22 protein-coding genes are annotated in these 19,987 nt (G+C 54.4%); 16 read left to right on the forward strand and 6 right to left on the reverse strand.

The features are described 5' to 3' along the window. Window positions 1–245: 245 nt before the first annotated feature. On the reverse strand, window positions 246–464 hold the full coding sequence (locus QV747_RS15720; protein ID WP_028450859.1) for a hypothetical protein: 219 nt from the start codon (window positions 462–464) through the stop codon (window positions 246–248). Window positions 465–614: 150 nt separating this feature from the next. On the opposite strand from QV747_RS15720, the gene QV747_RS15725 reads away from it, so the two are divergent. After that, complete coding sequence (locus tag QV747_RS15725) at window positions 615–932, forward strand: PilZ domain-containing protein (RefSeq protein ID WP_034619881.1); 318 nt, start codon at window positions 615–617, stop codon at window positions 930–932. A gap of 61 nt (window positions 933–993) precedes the next feature. Next, window positions 994–1,887: a hypothetical protein gene (locus QV747_RS15730; RefSeq protein ID WP_028450858.1), complete on the forward strand. Its 894-nt coding sequence runs from the start codon at window positions 994–996 to the stop codon at window positions 1,885–1,887. A 98-nt stretch (window positions 1,888–1,985) separates the two neighbouring features. Here QV747_RS15730 and QV747_RS15735 read toward each other — a convergent pair whose 3' ends face one another. The 3 genes from QV747_RS15735 to nadB all read right to left on the reverse strand — a co-directional run bounded on the left by QV747_RS15735 (window position 1,986) and on the right by nadB (window position 6,159). Beyond that, entirely contained in the window at window positions 1,986–2,918 is a 933-nt protein-coding gene (locus QV747_RS15735) for an exopolyphosphatase (RefSeq protein ID WP_273432563.1), read from the reverse strand. A gap of 213 nt (window positions 2,919–3,131) precedes the next feature. After that, window positions 3,132–4,406, reverse strand: coding sequence for a serine--tRNA ligase (gene serS / locus QV747_RS15740; RefSeq protein WP_028450856.1), 1,275 nt, complete (start codon window positions 4,404–4,406; stop codon window positions 3,132–3,134). Window positions 4,407–4,566: 160 nt separating this feature from the next. After that, complete coding sequence (gene nadB / locus QV747_RS15745) at window positions 4,567–6,159, reverse strand: L-aspartate oxidase (RefSeq protein ID WP_028450855.1); 1,593 nt, start codon at window positions 6,157–6,159, stop codon at window positions 4,567–4,569. A 190-nt stretch (window positions 6,160–6,349) separates the two neighbouring features. On the opposite strand from nadB, the gene rpoE reads away from it, so the two are divergent. The 14 genes from rpoE (at window position 6,350) to QV747_RS15815 (ending at window position 18,598) form a co-directional block, all read left to right on the forward strand. Beyond that, window positions 6,350–6,973, forward strand: coding sequence for an RNA polymerase sigma factor RpoE (gene rpoE, locus QV747_RS15750; RefSeq protein ID WP_028450854.1), 624 nt, complete (start codon window positions 6,350–6,352; stop codon window positions 6,971–6,973). 21 nt (window positions 6,974–6,994) lie between these two features. After that, on the forward strand, window positions 6,995–7,483 hold the full coding sequence (locus QV747_RS15755; protein ID WP_273432560.1) for a sigma-E factor negative regulatory protein: 489 nt from the start codon (window positions 6,995–6,997) through the stop codon (window positions 7,481–7,483). Window position 7,484: 1 nt separating this feature from the next. Next, window positions 7,485–8,462 carry a MucB/RseB C-terminal domain-containing protein gene (locus QV747_RS15760; RefSeq protein ID WP_273432558.1) on the forward strand — a complete coding sequence of 326 codons (978 nt, stop codon included), beginning with the start codon at window positions 7,485–7,487 and terminating at the stop codon, window positions 8,460–8,462. A 32-nt stretch (window positions 8,463–8,494) separates the two neighbouring features. Further along, window positions 8,495–8,965 (forward strand): SoxR reducing system RseC family protein, encoded by a 471-nt coding sequence (locus QV747_RS15765; RefSeq protein WP_273432556.1) that lies wholly within the window; start codon window positions 8,495–8,497, stop codon window positions 8,963–8,965. A gap of 18 nt (window positions 8,966–8,983) precedes the next feature. Then, window positions 8,984–10,405 carry a DegQ family serine endoprotease gene (locus QV747_RS15770; protein WP_273432554.1) on the forward strand — a complete coding sequence of 474 codons (1,422 nt, stop codon included), beginning with the start codon at window positions 8,984–8,986 and terminating at the stop codon, window positions 10,403–10,405. Next, the gene (locus QV747_RS15775; RefSeq protein WP_028450851.1) at window positions 10,402–10,644 is read left to right on the forward strand and encodes a glutaredoxin family protein; all 243 of its coding nucleotides are present in this window, start codon (window positions 10,402–10,404) and stop codon (window positions 10,642–10,644) included. The genes QV747_RS15770 and QV747_RS15775 overlap by 4 nt, the downstream gene beginning before the upstream one ends. 84 nt (window positions 10,645–10,728) lie before the next feature. Further along, window positions 10,729–12,522 carry a translation elongation factor 4 gene (gene lepA, locus QV747_RS15780; protein WP_028450850.1) on the forward strand — a complete coding sequence of 598 codons (1,794 nt, stop codon included), beginning with the start codon at window positions 10,729–10,731 and terminating at the stop codon, window positions 12,520–12,522. Between the two features lie 21 nt (window positions 12,523–12,543). Next, a complete protein-coding gene (lepB, locus tag QV747_RS15785) occupies window positions 12,544–13,503 on the forward strand; it encodes a signal peptidase I (protein WP_273432551.1) in 960 nt (319 codons plus the stop codon). Between the two features lie 14 nt (window positions 13,504–13,517). Next, the gene (locus tag QV747_RS15790) at window positions 13,518–13,883 is read left to right on the forward strand and encodes a DUF4845 domain-containing protein (protein ID WP_273432549.1); all 366 of its coding nucleotides are present in this window, start codon (window positions 13,518–13,520) and stop codon (window positions 13,881–13,883) included. A gap of 22 nt (window positions 13,884–13,905) precedes the next feature. Further along, window positions 13,906–14,616 (forward strand): ribonuclease III, encoded by a 711-nt coding sequence (gene rnc / locus QV747_RS15795; protein ID WP_273432546.1) that lies wholly within the window; start codon window positions 13,906–13,908, stop codon window positions 14,614–14,616. Then, window positions 14,613–15,554: a GTPase Era gene (gene era / locus QV747_RS15800; protein ID WP_034619878.1), complete on the forward strand. Its 942-nt coding sequence runs from the start codon at window positions 14,613–14,615 to the stop codon at window positions 15,552–15,554. The genes rnc and era overlap by 4 nt, the downstream gene beginning before the upstream one ends. 3 nt (window positions 15,555–15,557) lie before the next feature. Further along, window positions 15,558–16,292, forward strand: a complete 735-nt coding sequence (gene recO / locus QV747_RS15805; protein ID WP_273432544.1) for a DNA repair protein RecO — start codon at window positions 15,558–15,560, stop codon at window positions 16,290–16,292. 200 nt (window positions 16,293–16,492) lie between these two features. Continuing rightward, on the forward strand, window positions 16,493–16,858 hold the full coding sequence (locus QV747_RS15810; protein ID WP_028450845.1) for an STAS/SEC14 domain-containing protein: 366 nt from the start codon (window positions 16,493–16,495) through the stop codon (window positions 16,856–16,858). Window positions 16,859–16,885: 27 nt separating this feature from the next. After that, window positions 16,886–18,598: a hypothetical protein gene (locus QV747_RS15815; RefSeq protein ID WP_273432541.1), complete on the forward strand. Its 1,713-nt coding sequence runs from the start codon at window positions 16,886–16,888 to the stop codon at window positions 18,596–18,598. Window positions 18,599–18,676: 78 nt separating this feature from the next. On the opposite strand, the gene QV747_RS15820 is transcribed toward QV747_RS15815, so the two are convergent. After that, the gene (locus QV747_RS15820) at window positions 18,677–19,345 is read right to left on the reverse strand and encodes an alpha/beta hydrolase (RefSeq protein ID WP_273432538.1); all 669 of its coding nucleotides are present in this window, start codon (window positions 19,343–19,345) and stop codon (window positions 18,677–18,679) included. Further along, window positions 19,345–19,968: a molybdopterin adenylyltransferase gene (gene mog, locus QV747_RS15825; protein WP_273432537.1), complete on the reverse strand. Its 624-nt coding sequence runs from the start codon at window positions 19,966–19,968 to the stop codon at window positions 19,345–19,347. Before mog ends, QV747_RS15820 begins: the two co-directional genes overlap by 1 nt. Between the last annotated feature and the right edge of the window lie 19 nt (window positions 19,969–19,987).

Genomic DNA, 19,987 nt, shown 5'->3' on the forward strand with positions numbered 1-19,987 from the left:
ACCGCCGACATTCTGCTTGTAAGGCAGACGCTCTACCAACTGAGCTAACGACCCTTTCGCTGCAGAGCTATTCGCCCCTCGCTTGAAAGAGGCAGCATTAAAACATGCCCCTAATTTTGCGTCAACACCTTTTCTGGCGAAAACCCAGGAAAAAAGCGCCTTGGCCGGCGCTTTTTGGCTAAACCCATGAATCAAAAAGAAAACAAAAATACAGTTTTTTGCGATCTTTTGCCGCTTGGTGGGCTTTAGGCGTAGGTATCGATCTTGTTGCGGGTTTCATCCATGCGCTGGGCGGTGGCTTGGCGCTCCTGCATGGCTTGCAAGCCTTGCTGCGAGATATTCTCTTTTTTGCGATCTAGCCGTTCAGCGCCTTCATTAATGGCTTTGGCCGCTTGTTGGGAGCCCTGAAACATGGTCTGTGAAACGGTGGTGCTGAAATTCATTGCAGCGCTGATGGATGACATGATGGCAACTCCTGCGGCAAAACGGTTTATTAATTCAACTATATAGCTGACTATAACATCAATCACACTTTGGCTGATGGTCGGTACTTTGCGCAGTAGGGGCAAGCAGTTAAGATGACCGCGGTTTATTAGCATTTGATGGAACAGGTCATGGGTGTGGGTTTGCGCGAGCAGGATCAGCGGGGTGCCTTGCGGGTGCCTGTGAATTGCAAAGTTAAAATTCGCCCAATGGATCTGGGTTTGCCATTTTATGGTGAATGCACCGATCTCAGCGTGACCGGCATGACGGTACAAACCAGCTACGTGCCGCGCCCGGAAGAAGAATTCGATATCTATGTGATGCCGGCCAAAACGGCGGGGCGGCCGCAGGCTCCCTTTGCGGCGCGAGTGAAAGTGCGACGCAGTCATCAACTGAAGATGCACGCTTTATACGAATTGGGCCTCGAGATTATTCAGGTTCACAATTAATCCAGTAAAATAGCGGCTTTGTGCCCACCGCCGGTGGGTGTTTCCTGTTTCAAGTGGATTCATGAAGCTGCTTGCCCTCAAGATTGACGTCGATACGGCCAAGGCCGTGGCGGCTGTACCCCATCTGGCTGAACTCCTGCGTAGCCATCAGGCTGGCGCCACTTTTTTCTGGTCTCTGGGTGAAGAACGCAATGGCGTTTGGCTGCGGCCAGGCTATGGTTTGCGTCAGATGCCCGGTTCTAGCTATATACCGTTGCGTGAACGCTACGCTCGTAGCGAGCTGATTCTAGGTAGTCTGCAACCGGTGCGCGGGTTATTTAAATTGGCCAAACGCTATCAGGATGAGTTGACCGAAGCCGGGTTTGAGCATGCACTGCGCCCGCTGTCGCGTTATCACTGGCAACTGGAAATCGCTCGCTGGGACGCCGAAACCACCAAAGTCGAAATGTATCGTGCGCGCGATGCGCATACGCGCTGCTTTGGTGTGCCGGCGCGCGGGCATTCGGCGTTTGGCGGGCAGATGAATCGTCAGGCCTTCCGTTATTTGCAAATGGCCGGCTATGCCTATAGCTGCGATACGCGTGGCGTGGGGCCGTACTGGCCGATTGTCGAAGGGGAATATGTGCGCGTGCCGCAACTTCCTGTGACCTTGCCGATGCTGGAAGAGCTGGTGCAGCGCATGTCGGCCGAAGATGCAGTTTTACATATTCTGCATTTGAGCGAACAAGCCCAGCAGCCACAGGTGTTTAATTTTGCCGCGGATTTTGATAGCCGTTATCCCGAGGCGATCGCCGCCTTGCTTACTGGCTGGTTGTTGCAAGGCTATCAGCTCGTGGGCTTGGATCAGCTTTTGCTGCAGCTGGATGTCAGCAAACTACCTTATCACCATGTAGTGAAGGGTGAGGTATCGGGCCGGAAAGGTCAAATGGCCTTGCAGGGGGCTGTATACCCATAGAGGGTATTTCGAGCATGGTGTGTTGTTCGTCATAGCCACGCTCAGCAAATTAAAAAAGCCGACTTGGGTCGGCTTTTTTGTTGGGCGCTTGGCGCAGTTTAACCATCCGAGGTGATTTTTAGGGTGAGCTCGCGTAGCACTTCATCAACTTGCTCGTTTTCCACCTGGCAGGTGCCGGCGTTTTCATGCCCGCCTCCGCCATATTCCAGCATCAAAGCGCCGATATTGGTTTGGGATGAACGATTAATAATCGATTTGCCTGTGGCAAACACGGTATTGCGCTTTTGTACGCCCCACATCACGTGGATGGAAATATTGCACTGGGGAAATAGCGCATAAATCATAAAGCGGTTGGTGGCGAAGATGGTTTCTTCTTCACGCAAATCCAGAATCACCAAGTTATCGTAGAGGCGGCTGCAACGTTTGAGTTGTTCTTTGGCCAGTGCCGCATGCTCTTGGTATAACTCGATTCGCTCTTTCACATCGGGCAGGGCTAAAATTTCCTCGATGCCATGATTGCGACAATACTGGATTAAATCCATCATCAGCTGGTAATTGGAGATGCGGAAATTGCGAAAGCGCCCCAAGCCGGTGCGAGCATCCATCAGATAATTTAAGAGCACCCAGCCATCCGGGTGCAGAATTTCATCGCGGGTAAATTCAGCGGCGTCGGCTTTATCCACCGCCAGCATCATGTCTTCGCTAATATTCGGAAAACGCTCTTTGCCGCCGTAATATTCATACACCACTCGCGCGGCCGAAGGGGCGTCGGGGACGATGATGTGGTTATCGCGCTCGCCCGTGTTGCGAATGGTTTCGGAGAGGTGGTGGTCAAAAGCCAGATAGGCGCCGGGCACATAGGGCAGATTGGTGGTGATGTCGCGGGCGCTGATTTCGATCTTGCCATCCTGCATGTCTTTGGGGTGCACAAACAGAATCTCATCGATCATTTCCAGCTCATTGAGTAGCACCGCGCACACCAAGCCATCGAAATCACTGCGGGTAACCAAGCGGTATTTGTTTTCAGCCATGACAAACTCCTAGAAGACCTGATTCAGCTTAGGCGTTTTTCGGCATTTTGCCGGCTGGCGGGGCGATTTATTTCTGGGTGGCCCTATGCTGAAAATGGCCACGACGTGCGCCACATTAAGCTAGGACAAACGCTGGGAAATGCGGTGAATCTTGACCGACCGGCCAATAAAAAAGCGCACCCGCAGGTGCGCTTTGCTTGTCGCCATCTGAGTTTAGGCGGCCAGTTTTTCCAGTCCGCCCAGATAGGGGCGCAACACCGTCGGTACGGTGATGGAGCCATCGGCGTTTTGATAGTTTTCCAGCACTGCCACCAAGGTGCGACCCACGGCAAGGCCTGAACCATTCAGCGTATGCACCAGCTCGTTTTTGCCGGCTTCATTTTTGAAGCGGGCTTGCATGCGGCGAGCCTGGAAGCTGCCCATATTCGAGCAGCTGGAAATCTCGCGATAAGTATTCTGTGCCGGCAGCCACACTTCCAGGTCGTAAGTCATTTGGCTAGAAAAGCCCATGTCGCCGGTGCACAGCAGTACTTTGCGGTACGGCAGCTCTAAGAGCTGCAGAATGCGCTCGGCGTGACCGGTAAGCTCTTCCAGTGCGGCCACCGATTGCTCGGGGTGGACGATCTGGACCAGCTCCACTTTGTCGAACTGGTGTTGGCGAATCATGCCGCGTACATCGCGGCCATACGAGCCGGCTTCGGAGCGGAAACACGGCGTATGGGCGGTGAATTTGAGTGGCAGCTCGTCGGCTTTGAGTAGCGTATCGCGCACAAAGTTAGTCACCGATACTTCGGCGGTTGGGATCAGGTACAGCGAATCGTCGTTGTGCGGCACTTTGAAGAGGTCTTCTTCAAACTTGGGCAGCTGGCCAGTGCCGTGCATGCTGGCCGCGTTCACTAGGTAAGGGGTGTAAACCTCTTCGTAGCCATGCTCATTGCTGTGGGTGTTGAGCATGAATTGCGCCAGTGCGCGATGTAGCTTGGCGATATGGCTTTTCAGTACGGTAAAACGCGCGCCCGAGAGCTTGGCGCCCGTTTCAAAATCCAGGCCCAGTGGCGCGCCCAGATCCACGTGATCTTTTACTTCGAAATCAAACTGCCGCGGAGTGCCCCAGCGCAGGATTTCTTTATTTTCGCTTTCATCTTTGCCCACCGGTACAGATTCCAGCGGCAGATTGGGAATGCCGGCCAGCAGGGCTTCCATTTTGCCTTGCAGCTCGCTCAGTGCCGTTTCGCTGGCGGCCAGCTCGGCTTTCAGGTTTTCAACTTCGGCCATGATGGGCGCGACATCTTCGCCGCGGGCTTTAGCCTGACCGATTGATTTGGAGACGCTATTGCGTTTGGCCTGCAGATCTTGCGTGGTGGTTTGCAGGGTTTTGCGCTCGGCTTCCAGCGCGGCAAAGGCGGCGGTGTCGAGGTCGTATTTGCGGGTTTTCAGGCGTTGGGCAACGGCATCGAGGTCGTTGCGGAGCAATTGGATATCAAGCATCGTGGCTCAGCAGCAAAGGCAATAAAAAGAATAGCCCGATTCTAACATCAAGCGCCGCAGCTGGCGCGCTTGCGGCGGGTTTGTGCTTCGGGCGCTCGAGATAATATGGGGTATAGGGCTGCAGGCTTTTTAAGACAATGCCTGTAGCCCTATACCTCGCTTATTTTTTCAATGGGCGTTCCGGCGTGAGTAGGGTTGGGCGTGATTCGGTCTCAATGCCCGGATAGTCGCGGCTGTAGTGCAGGCCGCGGCTTTCCTTGCGCGCCATCGCGCAGCGCACAATCAGCTCGGCGGTAATGACCAGATTGCGTAGCTCGAGCAAATCGTTGGAAACGCGGAAATTGCGATAAAACTCGTGGATTTCGCTTTTAAGTAGCTCGATGCGGTGCAGGGCACGTTCTAGCCGTTTATTGGTGCGCACAATCCCGACGTAATCCCACATAAAGCGGCGCAATTCATCCCAGTTGTGCGAGATCACGACTTCCTCATCCGGATCGGTAACGCGGCTTTCGTCCCATTCTGGGACTTGCGGTAGGGCTTGCGGCGCTTGGCGCAAAATATCTTCGGCGGCTGCTTTGCCCAGTACCATGCATTCCAGCAGAGAGTTTGAGGCGAGGCGGTTGGCGCCGTGTAGGCCGGTGCAGGCCACTTCGCCAACGGCATAGAGGTTGGCTAGGTCAGTGCGGCCGTCCAGATCGGTCACCAACCCGCCGCAGGTGTAGTGGGCAGCGGGGACGACCGGAATGGGCTCTTTGGTGATGTCGATGCCTAGCTCCAGGCAGCGCTGATAGATATTGGGAAAGTGTTCTTTCACAAACGCCGCAGGTTTGTAGCTGATATCGAGGTACACGCAATCATAGCCGCCGCGCTTCATTTCAAAGTCGATCGCGCGGGCCACGACATCACGGGGCGCCAGCTCGGCGCGCTCATCGTGATGCGGCATAAAGCGGGTGCCATCAGGTAGGCGTAAAATCCCACCTTCACCTCGCACGGCTTCGGTAATCAGGAAAGACTTGGCATGTGGGTGATACAGGCAAGTGGGGTGGAACTGAATGAATTCCATATTCGACACCCGGCAGCCAGCGCGCCAGCCCATCGCGATCCCGTCGCCGGTGGCGACATCGGGATTGGTGGTGTAAAGGTACACCTTGCCCGCGCCTCCGGTGGCAAGCACGGTAAACGGGGCTAGAATGGTCTCGACCCGATCAGTAAGTTTGTCGTACACATAGGCGCCGACGCAGCGCGCGCTTTCGCCTTGGCGCTCGGTGATCAGATCAACCGCAATATGGTCTTCTAATAGCGTGATATTCGGGTGCGCGGCGACTTTGATGGCCAGCGTGTCGATCACGGCTGCGCCGGTGGCATCGGCCGCGTGGATAATCCGCCGGTGGCTATGCCCGCCTTCGCGGGTGAGGTGATAGCCCTGATAGCTGGTGTCGCCCGATTCGTCTTTGGTGAACGGCACGCCCATGCTGATCAGCCAATCAATGGCGTCTTTCGAGTTTTCGACGATAAACCGCGTGGCGGCCGGATCGCACAAGCCCGCGCCCGCGACGTGCGTGTCTTTGATATGCAGCTCGATGCTATCGGCATCATCCAGTACGGCGGCAATGCCGCCTTGCGCCCAGCCACTGCCGCCGTCGCGCAATTCCCGCTTGGTAATCAGACCCACTTTCAGTTTTTCGGCCAGCTGCAGGGCAATCGTCATCCCGCCCAGGCCACTTCCTAAAATCAGCACATCAAACTTTTGCATCCGGCGTGGTTCCTATCCAGTGTTGCTACGCTATCCATTTCAGAGCGCCAATACTAGCAGAGCTCAAATGCTTATGCCGATAGGCAAATCAAAGCGCGGCATGAAATCTGGCGCTGGGCTTGTAATTGCCTAGACCGCCCATAGCTAATCGACCTAGAATCCATGTTCCATCCGCAAAGGAAGAGTAGGCTTGAAAACCGGTGTAACCCAGGGTAGTGATCGCGAACTCGATCAGGAGCTCGTACGGCGGGCGCAGGCCGGGGATCAGCGTGCTTTCGAATTGCTGGTCATGAAGTATCAACGCCGGATTGCCCGACTACTGTCGCGCATGATTCGCGATCCGGCCGAGCTCGAAGACGTCAGCCAAGAGGCGTTTATCAAGGCTTATCGCGCCTTGCCCTCGTTTCGCGGCGAGAGCGCGTTTTATACTTGGCTGTATCGCATCGCGATTAATACGGCGAAAAATTACTTAGCTTCCCTAGGGCGCCGGCCGCTGATGGCCAGTGATTTCGAGGATGAAGACGGCGAAACCCTTGATGCGGTGGCACAAGTACCAGATTATCACACACCGGAAACTGAACTATCCAACCGGCAGATTGTCAGTACTGTGAACGAGGCGGTAGAAGCGCTACCGCCCGATTTGCGCGAAGCAATCACCTTGCGCGAAATGGAAGGGCTGAGCTACGAAGACATCGCCGCAGCGATGGATTGTCCGATTGGAACTGTGCGCAGCCGGATTTTTCGCGCCCGCGAGGCCATCGCCAACCGCTTGCGTCCGCTTTTGAATGGCGTGGGCAAGGATAAGCGCTGGTAGGCCGTATGGGAGTACATCCAAATGAATGAAAAACTATCTGCATTGCTTGATAACGAGCTCGACCCGGCTGAATGGGCCGCGGTGCTGGATGCCGTCAAGCAAGATCCGCAACTGCAGCAGCAATGGCAGGAGTGGTACATTGCTCGGGATGCTTTAAGTGGGCATGTGCCGCTGTCGGGCGACTTTATGCAGCGCTTCTCGGCGCGGCTCAGTGCCGAGCCAGTGGTGATTGCGCCGCAACGGCTGACTGCGCCCAAAGGCAAGCGCTGGCTAGTGCCGATGGCGACGGCGGCTTCGGTCGCCTTTGTGGGTCTTGCCGTGTGGCAATTCTCGTTCCGCCCAGCCGCCCAGCCGCTGCCGCAAATGGCCAGCGTGAGTGTGCCGGCGCATGCGCAAGTGAATGCGGCTGAAGTGCGAGCGTATTTGGCGGCGCATCGCAATGGGGTGGCTGATCCACTGGGCGGCGACCATTTGACTACCGTATCGTTTGAAGTCGGAGAGCAACGCTAGCATGCGGCGATGGAGTGTGAATCAAGTCAGTCGGTGGGCTGTGTTGTTACTGCTGATGCTGGGTGGCGCGGCCCACGCTGCCGAGCAGCTAGATCGCGATAGTGCGCAAAAACTACTGGAGCGTGCAGCGGCGGCGGCCAAACAGGAAAACTATGCCGGTACCTATGTGTATCAGTATGGGGATGAAGTTGCCACGTATCGGATGATTCACCTCAATGATGGTCAGCTCGATGCCGAGCGGCGCGAATCGCTGGATGGCCCGCCGCGCGAGTATTACCGGGCCGGTACGCAGGTGAGTATTTATCCTGCCGATCAGTCAGGCGGCTCGCTCGATCGGCGCTACACCGCCAAGCTATTCCCACGCCAGCTGCCAGAGCAGCCCGAAAAACTGTTGAATGTGTATGGCATTAAACGTCTAGGCCATGAGCGCGTAGCTGGCTTACAGTCCACCGTGTATCAGCTTGAGCCGCTTGATCAGTATCGCTATCCACATCGTTTCTGGATGGATGATCAATCGGGGCTGCTCTTGAAGTGGATTGTAATGGGTATGCGTACCGAGGCTATGCAGACCTTTGCGTTTACGAATATACAGCAGGGGAGTAATGTGGATCGCCGCTGGTTGAAGCCGACCCGCGCCCTGCAACCGGTGACGATTGATTCCAGCGTGGGTACCGCCAAAGTGGCGCAAGAGCCAGGATGGGACATCAAAGCACTGCCCAATGGTTTTCGTTTGCTCAAGCAAACAAGCAAAACCTTGCCCGGTAAAAACCGCACGGTGATTCATCATTTGTATAGCGATGGCCTCACCACGGTGTCGGTGTTTATTGAGCCTTACCATCAGCGTTTGCCGCTGGGGCTGGCGCACCAAGGCGCAACGCATTTATTTGTGCGCCAAAGTGGTGGCGCGCTGGTGATGGCGCTGGGTGAAGTGCCGGCAGTAACGGTCGAGGCATTTGCCACTGCCTACAATGCGCGGTAAGGTGGCGCATCGTATAACCCGCAGCTTTTATCATGATCGAAACTCAAGCCCAAGTGGTGCGCACTGACGGCGACTACGCCTGGATTAAAATCCGCCCCCATACCCCCTGTGGCAATTGTGACCCGGAAAAAGGCTGTAAGTCGGTCGCGATCACTCGCTTATTTGGTCAGGCGCAGGATCAATACCGGGTGCGCAACCCCCTGGCGGCGCAGGCGGGTGAGCTGGTGACCGTGGGTCTGGCTGAACAGGCGTTGCTCAGCTCGGCGTTATGGGCCTATGGCTTGCCGATGTTGCTGTTGCTGCTCGGTGCCTTTGTAGGCAGCTGGTTGCCACTGGCGGGCGAGGCGGGCACCTTGGCCGGCGCCGCGCTTGGTTTTATTACCGGTTTTCTGTGCTTGAAAAAGCAGGCGAAGAACCCCATTCACAGCAACGAACCGGCGATTATTGCCAAATTGCCAGCCAGTGCGGCTGGTTCTTCCTGTTCTTCATCACGCACTATTTGATCTCGGGAGCTCTGTCCGATGTTGAATTCCAAACTGAACCGTTTCTTGCTCGGTAGCGTACTGCTGGGCGCCAGCTGGGCTGCGCAAGCTGCACCAGCGGGCTTGCCCGATTTCACCACCATTGTGGAAAAAGAAGGCAAAGCGGTTGTGAATATCTCGACCACCGCCACTGTGCGCGACGACGAAGGCCCCGCCGCCAATGGTTTTGACCCCGATACCCTCGAGTTTTTGCGCCGCTTCGGCTTTCCGGTGCCACCGGGTGGTGGACGCGGCATGCAGCCACGCCAGCATCAGGCGCAATCGCTGGGCTCAGGTTTTATCATCGATAGCAATGGTTATATTTTGACCAATGCCCACGTGGTGGCCAAGGCGGATGAAATTACCGTCAAGATGGTAGATAAGCGTACGTTCAAGGCCAAAGTTGTGGGTGCTGATGCTCGCACCGATGTGGCGCTGTTGAAAGTCGAGGCTAGTAATCTACCCAAAGTGGCGCTTGGAGATGTAAATAAACTCAAGCAAGGTGAGTGGGTGCTGGCGATTGGGCAACCATTTGGTCTGGATAACACCGTGACCGCGGGGATTGTTTCAGCCAAAGGGCGCAATCTGCCGGATGAAAATTTTGTGCCGTTTATTCAAACTGATGTGGCGATCAACCCTGGCAACTCGGGTGGGCCACTATTTAATCTGAACGGCGAAGTGGTGGGGATTAACTCCCAGATCTATAGCCGCTCCGGTGGCTATATGGGCCTGTCATTCTCGATCCCGATTGATGTGGCCATGAAAGTAGCCGATGAGCTCAAGGCCACGGGTAAAGTGACTCGCGGCCGGATTGGGGTGGCCATTCAGGATGTGAATGAAGAGCTGGCCAAGAGCTTTGGCCTGAGCAAGCCGACCGGTGCGCTCCTGAGCTCGGTCGAAAAAGATGGCCCTGCTGACAAAGCCGGCCTGCGTGCGGGCGATATTCTGCTGAAATTTAATGGCCAGACCATTGCTAATTCGGGTGAGCTACCGCGGGTGGTGAGTGCAGTGAAGCCGGGGAGCAAAGTGCCGGTGCAAGTTTGGCGCGACAAGGCTAGCCGCGAGCTGATGATTACCGTGGGTGAGCTTGAATCGAGCGACAAAGCCAGCGAAGCTCGCGAGTACAAAGGCAAAGCGGATGACAGTGGCAAATTTGGGCTGGTGGTGCGCGAACTGAACCCGCGTGAGCTCAAGCAGCTGGGCATTACCGCTGGGCTCTTGGTGCGTGATGTGCAGGGCGAGGCGGCCAAGGCGGGTCTGCAGCCGGGCGATGTGATTGCCGGCGTGGGCGGGCAGGAGCTGAGTTCCGCGGCGCAGCTGCGCAAAGCACTCAACGAGGTGAAAGCGGGGCAGAGTATCGCGCTGCGGATCATTCGCAATGGCAACTCGGCCTTTATCGTGCTGAAAGCGCCGGCACAATGAGGCAGCTAACGTTATATGGCCGCGAATATTGCGGCCTCTGCCATGTGATGCGGGATGCGCTCTTGGCCCAAGCGGCTGGGCGCTTCACCGTGCAATGGATTGATATTGAAGATATTGATGAGTTGGAAGCGCGCTATGGCGAGTTGGTGCCAGTATTAACCGACGAAGCCGGGCAGGAAATCTGCCATTATCATCTCGACCAAGCTGCGCTGGATGCTAGGCTGGCCAATTTAGGCTAAAATCGCGCACCAACGCAATTCTCGGGCACGCGTAACGTGCCCGATTTTTTATAGAATTGCCCTGAAACACGATTGGCTGGACACATGGATCATATTCGTAATTTTTCTATCATTGCCCACATTGACCACGGCAAGAGCACCTTGGCTGACCGCTTTATTCAATTTTGCGGTGGCCTGGAAATGCGCGAGATGAGTGAGCAAGTGCTCGACTCGATGGATATCGAGAAAGAGCGCGGGATTACCATCAAGGCGCAAACCGCTGCGCTCAATTACAAGGCGCGTGATGGCAAAGTCTACAACCTGAATCTGATCGATACCCCAGGGCATGTGGATTTCAGCTATGAAGTGAGCCGCTCGCTCGCTGCCTGCGAAGGCGCGCTGCTGGTGGTGGATGCTTCGCAAGGGGTGGAAGCCCAGACCGTCGCCAATTGCTACACGGCCATCGAGCAAGGCGTAGAAGTGCGCCCGGTACTCAATAAAATCGATCTGCCTGCGGCTGAGCCGGAGCGGGTGGCGCAAGAAATCGAAGACATTATCGGGATTGAATCGACCGGTGCCGTGCATGCTTCGGCGAAGTCGGGTATTGGCATTGAAGATATTCTGGAAGAGGTGGTCACCAAGATACCCCCGCCGAAAGGTAATCCAGACGGCCCGCTGAAAGCGTTGATTATCGACTCATGGTTTGATAACTATGTAGGCGTCATCATGTTGGTGCGGGTGGTGGATGGCGAGCTGCGCCCGAAAGACAAGATTCTGTTTATGTCGTCCAAAGCCCAGCATCTGTGCGAACAGGTTGGGGTGTTTACGCCTAAATCGGTGCAGCGTGAAGTATTGCGCGCGGGTGAAGTGGGCTTTGTGATCGCCGGGATTAAAGAGTTGGCGAGTGCCAAGGTGGGCGATACCATCACCAGTGCCAAAGAGCCTGCCGCCGAGCCGCTGCCTGGCTTTAAAGATGTGAAATCGCAGGTATTTGCCGGTTTGTATCCGGTAGAAAGCCATGATTATGAAAAGCTACGCGATAGTTTGGAAAAACTGCAGCTCAATGATGCATCGCTGCATTTCGAGCCGGAAGTGTCTTCCGCGCTGGGCTTTGGTTTCCGTTGTGGTTTCTTGGGCTTATTGCACCTGGAAATCGTGCAGGAACGCCTAGAGCGCGAGTTTGATATGGATCTCATCACCACCGCACCGACGGTGGTCTATGAGCTGGTGCTGCGCAACGGCGAAGTAGTGCAGATCGAAAACCCGTCCAAACTGCCTGATCCATCAAAATACGACGAAGTACGTGAGCCGATCATCACCGCCACCATTCTGGTACCGCAAGATTACGTGGGCCCTGTGATGACGCTGTGTAATCAAAAGCGTGGTGCGCAAGTGAATATGCAGTATCTGGGTCGGCAGGTGATGTTGACCTACGATTTGCCGATGGCCGAAGTGGTGATGGATTTCTTCGATAAGCTCAAGTCGGTATCGCGTGGCTATGCCTCACTGGATTACGAGTTTAAAGAATTCCGTACCGGTGACTTGGTGAAGCTGGATGTGCTGGTGAATGGCGAGCGAGTGGATGCCTTGAGCTTGATCGTACACCGGGCCAATAGCGTTTACCGTGGCCGCGAGCTGATCGCCAAAATGCGTGAGCTGATCCCGCGGCAAATGTTTGATATTGCGGTACAAGCCGCAATCGGTAGCCAGATTATTGCCCGCGAAACGGTGAAGGCCATGCGTAAAGACGTATTGGCCAAGTGTTATGGTGGCGATATCACCCGGAAACGCAAACTGCTGGAAAAACAAAAAGCAGGTAAAAAACGCATGAAGCAGGTGGGCAATGTGGAGATTCCACAAGAAGCCTTCCTGGCCATTTTGCAAGTGTCAGACAAATAACATCATCGGTTGGGGTAAAGCATGAACTGGCTGTTGCTAGGGGTAGCGCTGTTGATTTTGGGCCCGGTACTGATCGGGGCTGGCGCCAAGCATGAGCGCAAAGGCAAGGAGCCGCCACAATTGGTGCAGTATGGCTACCTCGCCTTGGTGGTGGGCTTGTTTGTGCTGATGGTGCAGTTTTTGTCGATCTCCACCGCCATGCTGTTGTTTGTGCTGATTACCGGCGTGGTGTGGGCGCTGGATAAATTTGTGCTGCAGAAGAAACGCGGCGATGCACAGGTTGAAGACTGGGTCGAGTATGGCCGTGGGTTTTTTCCGGTGATCTTGGTGGTGTTTTTGCTGCGCTCGTTCTTAATCGAGCCATTTCAGATTCCATCTTCATCGATGCGCCCTGGTCTGATTGTGGGCGACTTTATTCTGGTGAATAAATACGCTTACGGCTTGCGCCTGCCGGTTACCAATTCCGTCGTTGTGCCTGTGGGCGCGCCGCAGCATGGCGATGTGATGGTGTTTAATTATCCAGTTAACCCCAGCGTAAACTACATTAAGCGGGTCATTGGTTTGCCGGGTGACACCATCGAATATCGAAATAAAAAATTGACCGTGAATGGTGTTGCCGTGCCGACCGACAGTGTGGGTGAACACACCTATGTTGAGCAGGGCGTTTATCAGATCAAAAACGCGCAGTTCACTGAAAAATTAGGTGAACACGTGTACGCTACTTTAAATATGCCTGAAGCACCGGTGCTGAGCCTGAGCGAAGTGGCTGACTTCCCTGGCCGCGAAAATTGCCGCTATGATGAGAGCGGATTTACCTGCAAAGTACCCGCCGGGCAGTATTTCGCCATGGGTGATAATCGAGATCACAGTGCAGATAGCCGTTATTGGGGCTTTGTGGATGATAAATACATCGTCGGTAAGGCTTTCCTGATCTGGATGAACTTCGGGCATCTGAATCGGATTGGTTCGCTGATTAAATAAAGAGGGAGATCAGGATGCATACGCAGCGTGGATTGTCTTTTTTTGGATTTATTATTATTGCAATGGCCGTGGCGATGGCGATGATTACGGCGTTTAAGGTGGTGCCAGCCTATATTGAGTATTTCAATGTCAAACAGGCAGTGACTACTGTTGTTAAGCAAAATGCTGGTGCTACACCTGCTGTGTTAAGAGAGTCTTATTCAAGACATGCGGAAATCAGTGACATCAAGGCTGTTGGGCCTGCAGACCTAGTTATTAGTCAGGTAGGTGGCAGTACAGTTATCCGTGCCGACTATGAGAAAGTAGTGCCGCTGGTGGCAAATGTGAGTTTTCTGTTCCAGTTTCAAGTGGAGCAAAGTTCTGGTGCTGCTGCACCCTAATCCCAGATAGTAAGGATTTATTTTGGCGGTTGTACTTCCTGCCGAGCGCCTGCAACAGGCGCTCGGTTATGTTTTTTCTGAGCCTAAGTTATTAAAGCAGGCGCTGACCCATCGTTCATTCTCCAGCATACATAACGAACGTCTGGAGTTTGTGGGTGATGGTATTCTCAATTCGCTGGTGGCCCGGCAGCTGTTTTTTGCTTTTCCACAATTCAGTGAAGGCGATTTGTCGCGGGTGCGTGCGCATTTTGTGCGGCAAGATTCATTGGCGGTGATCGCCAATGAACTGCAGCTTGGCGATTATCTGTGGCTGGGTGAGGGCGAACTCAAAAGTGGTGGCCATCGCCGCCCTAGTATTCTGGCCGATGCACTTGAAGCGGTGCTGGGCGCCATCTGGCTGGATGGTGGCTTTCCTGAAGTTGAGCGCGTGGTCACGCAGTTATTTGCAGCGCGGATCGCGGCGGTTGATCCGACTAGTGCCATGAAAGACGCCAAAACTGCATTGCAAGAATGGCTGCAAGCGCGCAAGCTGGCCTTGCCGCAATATGAAGTGATTCGCCAAGTGGGTGAATCACCCGACCAGATTTTTGAAGTGGCCTGCACCTGTGTGGAGTTAAAAACGGCCACACGGGCAGAGGGCGCAAGCCGGCGTGCGGCCGAACAAGAAGCCGCTGGCAAATTATTACATCTGCTGCGCGAGCAGCACCCGGGCAAAAAGGTGGTCCGCAAATGAAAGAACTTGAACTGAATGACCTGCTGACCCCGACTGTAGCCGACGATTATCGCTGTGGGTTTGTGGCGATTGTGGGCCAGCCCAATGTCGGTAAATCCACGCTGATGAACCATTTGATTGGGCAGAAGCTCAGTATCACCTCGCGCAAAGCCCAGACCACCCGCCATCGGATTAATGGTGTTTTAACCCGTGAAGACGCTCAATTTGTTTTTGTCGATACTCCCGGCTTTCAAACCAAGTATCGCAATGCGCTGAATCAAGCCATGAATCGCAGTGTGACCACCACGCTTGCTGATGTAGATGCGATTTTGTTTGTGGTCGAAGCGGGCCGTTATGGCCCGGCCGACGAAGCGGTACTGAAACTCTTGCCCAAAGATCGCCCAGTGATTCTGGTTATCAATAAAGTTGATTTATTGGCAGATCCTGCGCGTTTGCTGCCGTTTATGGAGCAAGTGGCGGCGCAGTTTGAATTTAGTGCCATCGTGCCAGTGGCCGCGAAGAAAAATCAAAAGCTTGATGTCCTGCTGGATGCAATTTTGCCGCTGTTGCCGGAGTCGGTGCCGATGTTCTCGGCTGAGCACCTCACTGATCGGAATGAGCGCTTTCTAGCTGCCGAACTGATCCGCGAGAAGATCTTCCGTTTGATGGGCGAAGAATTGCCCTATGTGATGGCGGTAGAAATTGAAAAGTTTGACGATGAAATTCGCAAAGACGGTAGCGAGCTGCGCCGGATTTATGCCGCCATTATGGTCGAGCGTGAAAACCAGAAGGCTATCCTGATCGGTAAAAATGGCGAAAAACTTAAGCGCATCGCCACCGAAGCGCGGGTGGATATGGAGCAGTTGTTTGATGCCAAAGTTTTCCTGCAGGTGTTTGTGAAAGTGAAGAGCGGTTGGGCGGATGACACCCGCTTGGTACGGCAACTCGGCTACGAATAAGGCATGGCGCGCAGTACGCCCAAACAGAAAATCAATGCGCAGCCGGCCTTTGTGCTGCACCAGCATCCCTATCGGGAAACCAGCCGCTTACTGGATGTGTTCACCCGTGATCATGGCCGTCTGACCATCTATGCCCGGGGGGTGCAACGCCCCGGCTCACAAGTGCGCAGTGTCTTGCTGGGGTTTCAGCCGCTGCTGCTGTCTTGGTTTGGCGCCGGGGAAGTCAAAACCTTACACGCGGCGGATTGGCAGCCTGGGCTGCCGCAGCTGAGCGGCTTGCCATTGCTATGCGGCTTTTACCTCAATGAATTACTGCAACAGCTGCTGGTGCGGGACGAGCCGCATCCGGCGCTGTTTGTGGCCTATTTTGATGCCATCAAGGCATTGGCGCGCTTACAACAGCAAAGTGCCCCCGATGTGGAGCCGATTTTGCGCCGGTTTGAGCGGCAATTACTGCAAGAATTAGGCTTAAGTCCCGCTTGGCATGTGCAGGCTGACAGTGGTGAGGCTTTGGCTGCGGAGGGCTATTACCACTTCGTGCCGCAGCAGGGCTTTGTAGCCAGTACGGCGACAGAGGGCTGCCCCAGCCACTTGATCGATGCCTTTGCGCGCGATGATTGGCAAGATGAAGCGCTCAAACCTTGGGCCAAGCTGTGGATGCGGCAATCATTAGCCCATGTGTTGGGCGAGCGGCCCTTGCATACTCGGCAACTGTTGATCGATTTGCAGCGTATCTAGGGTATATCCCGCATTATTAGATCAATAAACGCTCTGGTATATATACCCGCAATGGGTATGTGACGTCAGTGACTTGCTCACCCAGTTGCAACGAATGGTGAGGTGTTTCGGTCTAACTACTGGTGGAGAAATCAGCAAAAAGGCGGGTTTCACACTATGTTGACAGAAAGCAGGCGCGTCAGTGCGCGCGGGGAGGCCTTATGATCAGTATTTCACACGAAAGCCAGTATATTCATGTGGTGATTTTTGGTGATTTCACCCTGCAGGATTATCGGGAGTTTGAAGAGAATGTCTTGTATGACATTCGTTTTCATGGCCCCAGCCGTTTATTGTTCGATTTAAGCGAAATGACTGGCTATACGTTGGATATGGCGCTTGAAGAACTTGATTTCAGCATCAAGCACAAGCAAGATTTCGAAAAAGTCGGTATCGTCACACATGATCAGTGGATTGTCTGGTCAGTCTGGATCAATCGCGCCCTGAGCGATGCAAATGTGATGGTATTTGATACCCTTGACGGGGCGATTGCTTGGCTGACCGAGCCCACGGCAGAAATGGTTGGATGACTACAATAACAACAGGCTGGATGAAGCATGCTTGATCGGATTACTGCACTATTTGCCAAAGATAAATCACCGCTGGCCAATGTCAAAATGGCCTCACAGTGGTGCAAGAATCTGGATCTGGTCGATCCGGCCACCCGCAGCTCGCGCGTGCACGGGATTGTCAGTGATTTTATTGCTGGCAATCAGCCGCCCTCGCTCGATAGCCTGCAAGCCTTGATGCTGATCGATGAGCATGTGCAGGAAGCTTACGATGCCGTGCGCTACCAGTACATTGCAAATCCACGTATGTCCAAAGAGATTGAGCAAAAACTCTGGAAAGACATTGTTTCTTATGCGCAGGATATGGTGGCGGCCTACCAGCGTTTTGTCCAAGCCGAATCGAATGAAGCCTTGCAGGCACAGTTCGCGCCACTGATGCCGATGGTTTTGGCCCGCAGTCTGCGTTATCTGGCCATTCAGGCCAAATGGCACTACTTCCGCTTTGAAAAAGTGCCGCCTAAGCTCTGGACCAGTGCCCATCAGCTTTATCGTCTGTCTGAAATTGGTGGGTTTGATAGCAATCCATTTGCGGTGTACCCATCGGATGGCAGTGAAGTTTCATCCTGTGCCGATGAATATATCCAGATGCTGATGCTCAATACCTTGGCGAACAATAATCTCTCGGTACGCCAGCTTGATCTTGTTGATCAGTGGCTGGAAAAATGGTCCAAACTAATCCAGATTTCACGCAAATATGTAATCGAGCGGCATCATTTCTGTGTCAATTTGCAAGAGCCGCATGGCGCGCAGAAACTCAACCCCGAATTAATGGGGGAGCCATATCGCTATTGGGGCTTGAATGAGCTAGTGAATCAAGTGCAAGAGATTTTGGGGCGCCTGATGACTGGCGCCAGCCATGCCTCGCTTGATTTGGGCCCAGACGCGCGTGGCCCAGCAGTGACCGAACTCTTGAAGCACCTGGATGTGTTCTGGACCATGTGCATGCGCAATAGCCAGGTGAAGCGCAGTGAGCGCACCAAAGTCACCAAGGCGGCGGATGTGATCTACGGTCTGGATCGGATTTGCGGCTTTATCAAGGAAGACAACGACAAATTCATGCGCCAAAGCCGGGATGCCAAAGAGCAGATCGATTACGACGAAATCATGGATATGCGCCTGTATGGCTTTGTATCATCCCGCACCAAGCAAAAAACCATGGGTGGCAATCCGTATGCGGTGAATAAAAAACAAAACGATTGGCATACTTGGGCGATTGATAATGAGAGTAACGGTGGCTTTGGTGCCGTGCTGCGCTTCTCTGAAAATGAATGGATACGCCCCAACTTATTACTCGGTTTGCGGCTCAATACGGGCGAAAACTGGCAAATCGGCGTGCTGCGGCGGATTGCGCGCCTAAGCGATGATGAGATTTCCGCCGGGATTCAGATTATTACTACCACCCCGGTGATGGTGGGGATGCATTCCGAGCAAAATGACCGCATTGAAAACATGACGGTCACCGAACTGGGTTTCACGGGCGGGCTGGAGTTGCCAAATGTGAAAACGGCGTTGTATGTGCCGCATCAGATTGATGGTAAAAGCGTAAATACGCTGATCATGCATTCGGCAGATTATGGTTTGGATAAAATTTATCAAATCCGCGCGCGGGATAAGAAATTCTCAGTGAGCTTAGGTCTGGTGCTAGAGAAAGGCGTCGACTGGATCTGGGTGGCGGTGAATGTGTTGCGGCAGGATAATTAAGCTTAGGTTCCTGAACTAGTTAGCAATAAAAAACGGCGCGATGAGCGCCGTTTTTTATTGCCGCATGTCACTCCACCATCAGGCCAGCCGGGCGGTTAAAAATGCACCAATCCGCTGAATTTCTGGCAGGCACACCGAATGCTGAATCGGGTACGTATGCCATTCGACGTTCACGCCCAATTGTGTGACCGCCGCGCGCGCTTGTTCACCCAGCGTGAGACCGACTACCGGATCATGGCTGCCATGTGCGGCCAGCACCGGCGTGGCCTGATTGGCGGCGATGCTTTGCGGCGTGAGTAATTCCGGCGTCGGCAGGTAGGTGGACAAAGCCACAATGCCAGCCAGCGCCTCAGGGTGGGTTAAACCTGCGGTGTAGGCAATCGCCCCGCCTTGCGAAAAGCCCGCGAGTACGATGCGCGCGCACGCAATGCCTAGCGCATTTTGTTCCGCAATCAGCGCGCGGATGTGGCCCACACTGGCCTCTACGCCGGCGCGGTCAGCCTGGCGGCTAATCTGGTCAAAATGCACGATGTCATACCACGCGCGCATCACATAACCGTTATTGCAGGTAATGGGCATGGTGGGGGCATGCGGAAAAATAAAGCGGACAGCCAGCCCTTCGGGAAGGCCTAATTCGGGTACCACCGGGGCAAAATCATTACCATCAGCGCCCAGACCATGTAGCCAGATTACGGCTGCGGTGGGGTTCGGGCCCGTTTCAAGGGTGACGCAGGGTAGGGTACTCATTAGCTTTCCTTAGGCGGGCGGCGGGCAGCTTTGGGGCGAAAAGCTTCGACCACCGCGGGGTCGGTTTCAATATACGGGCCATCCAGCAATTGAATGCAATAGGGAACGGCGGCAAAAATGCCGGGTACTAGCACTTTACCGCTGGCATCTTGCAAGCCGGCCAGTGTTTCGCTGATTGCTTTTGGCTGGCCCGGTAAATTTAAAATCAGGCTCTGGCCGCGAATGCCGGCCAGCTGGCGCGATAAAATCGCAGTGGGCACAAATTGCAGACTGATTTGCCGCATTTGCTCGCCAAAGCCCGGCATCTCGCGCTCAATGACTGCGCGGGTGGCTTCCGGGGTGACATCGCGTTTGGCCGGCCCAGTCCCGCCGGTGGTCAGTACCAATTGGCAGCCCTGCTGGTCAACCAAGTCAATCAGCGTGGTTTCGATCAGCGCCTGTTCGTCGGGGATCAGCCGCTCGATAAAATTCACTGGGCTCGTGATAGCGCGCGCGAGCCAATCGCGCAGGGCTGGCAAGCCTTGGTCGGGATACACCCCGCCACTGGCGCGATCGGAGATCGACACCAAGCCAATAGTGCAAAGGTCTGGGGTGTCGCTGGGGTGAAGTGCTAGATCATTCATTTCGATCGCGGCCCTAATC

The sequence above is a fragment of the uncultured Chitinibacter sp. genome (genome assembly GCF_945957625.1).
GTDB lineage: Bacteria > Pseudomonadota > Gammaproteobacteria > Burkholderiales > Chitinibacteraceae > Chitinibacter > Chitinibacter tainanensis.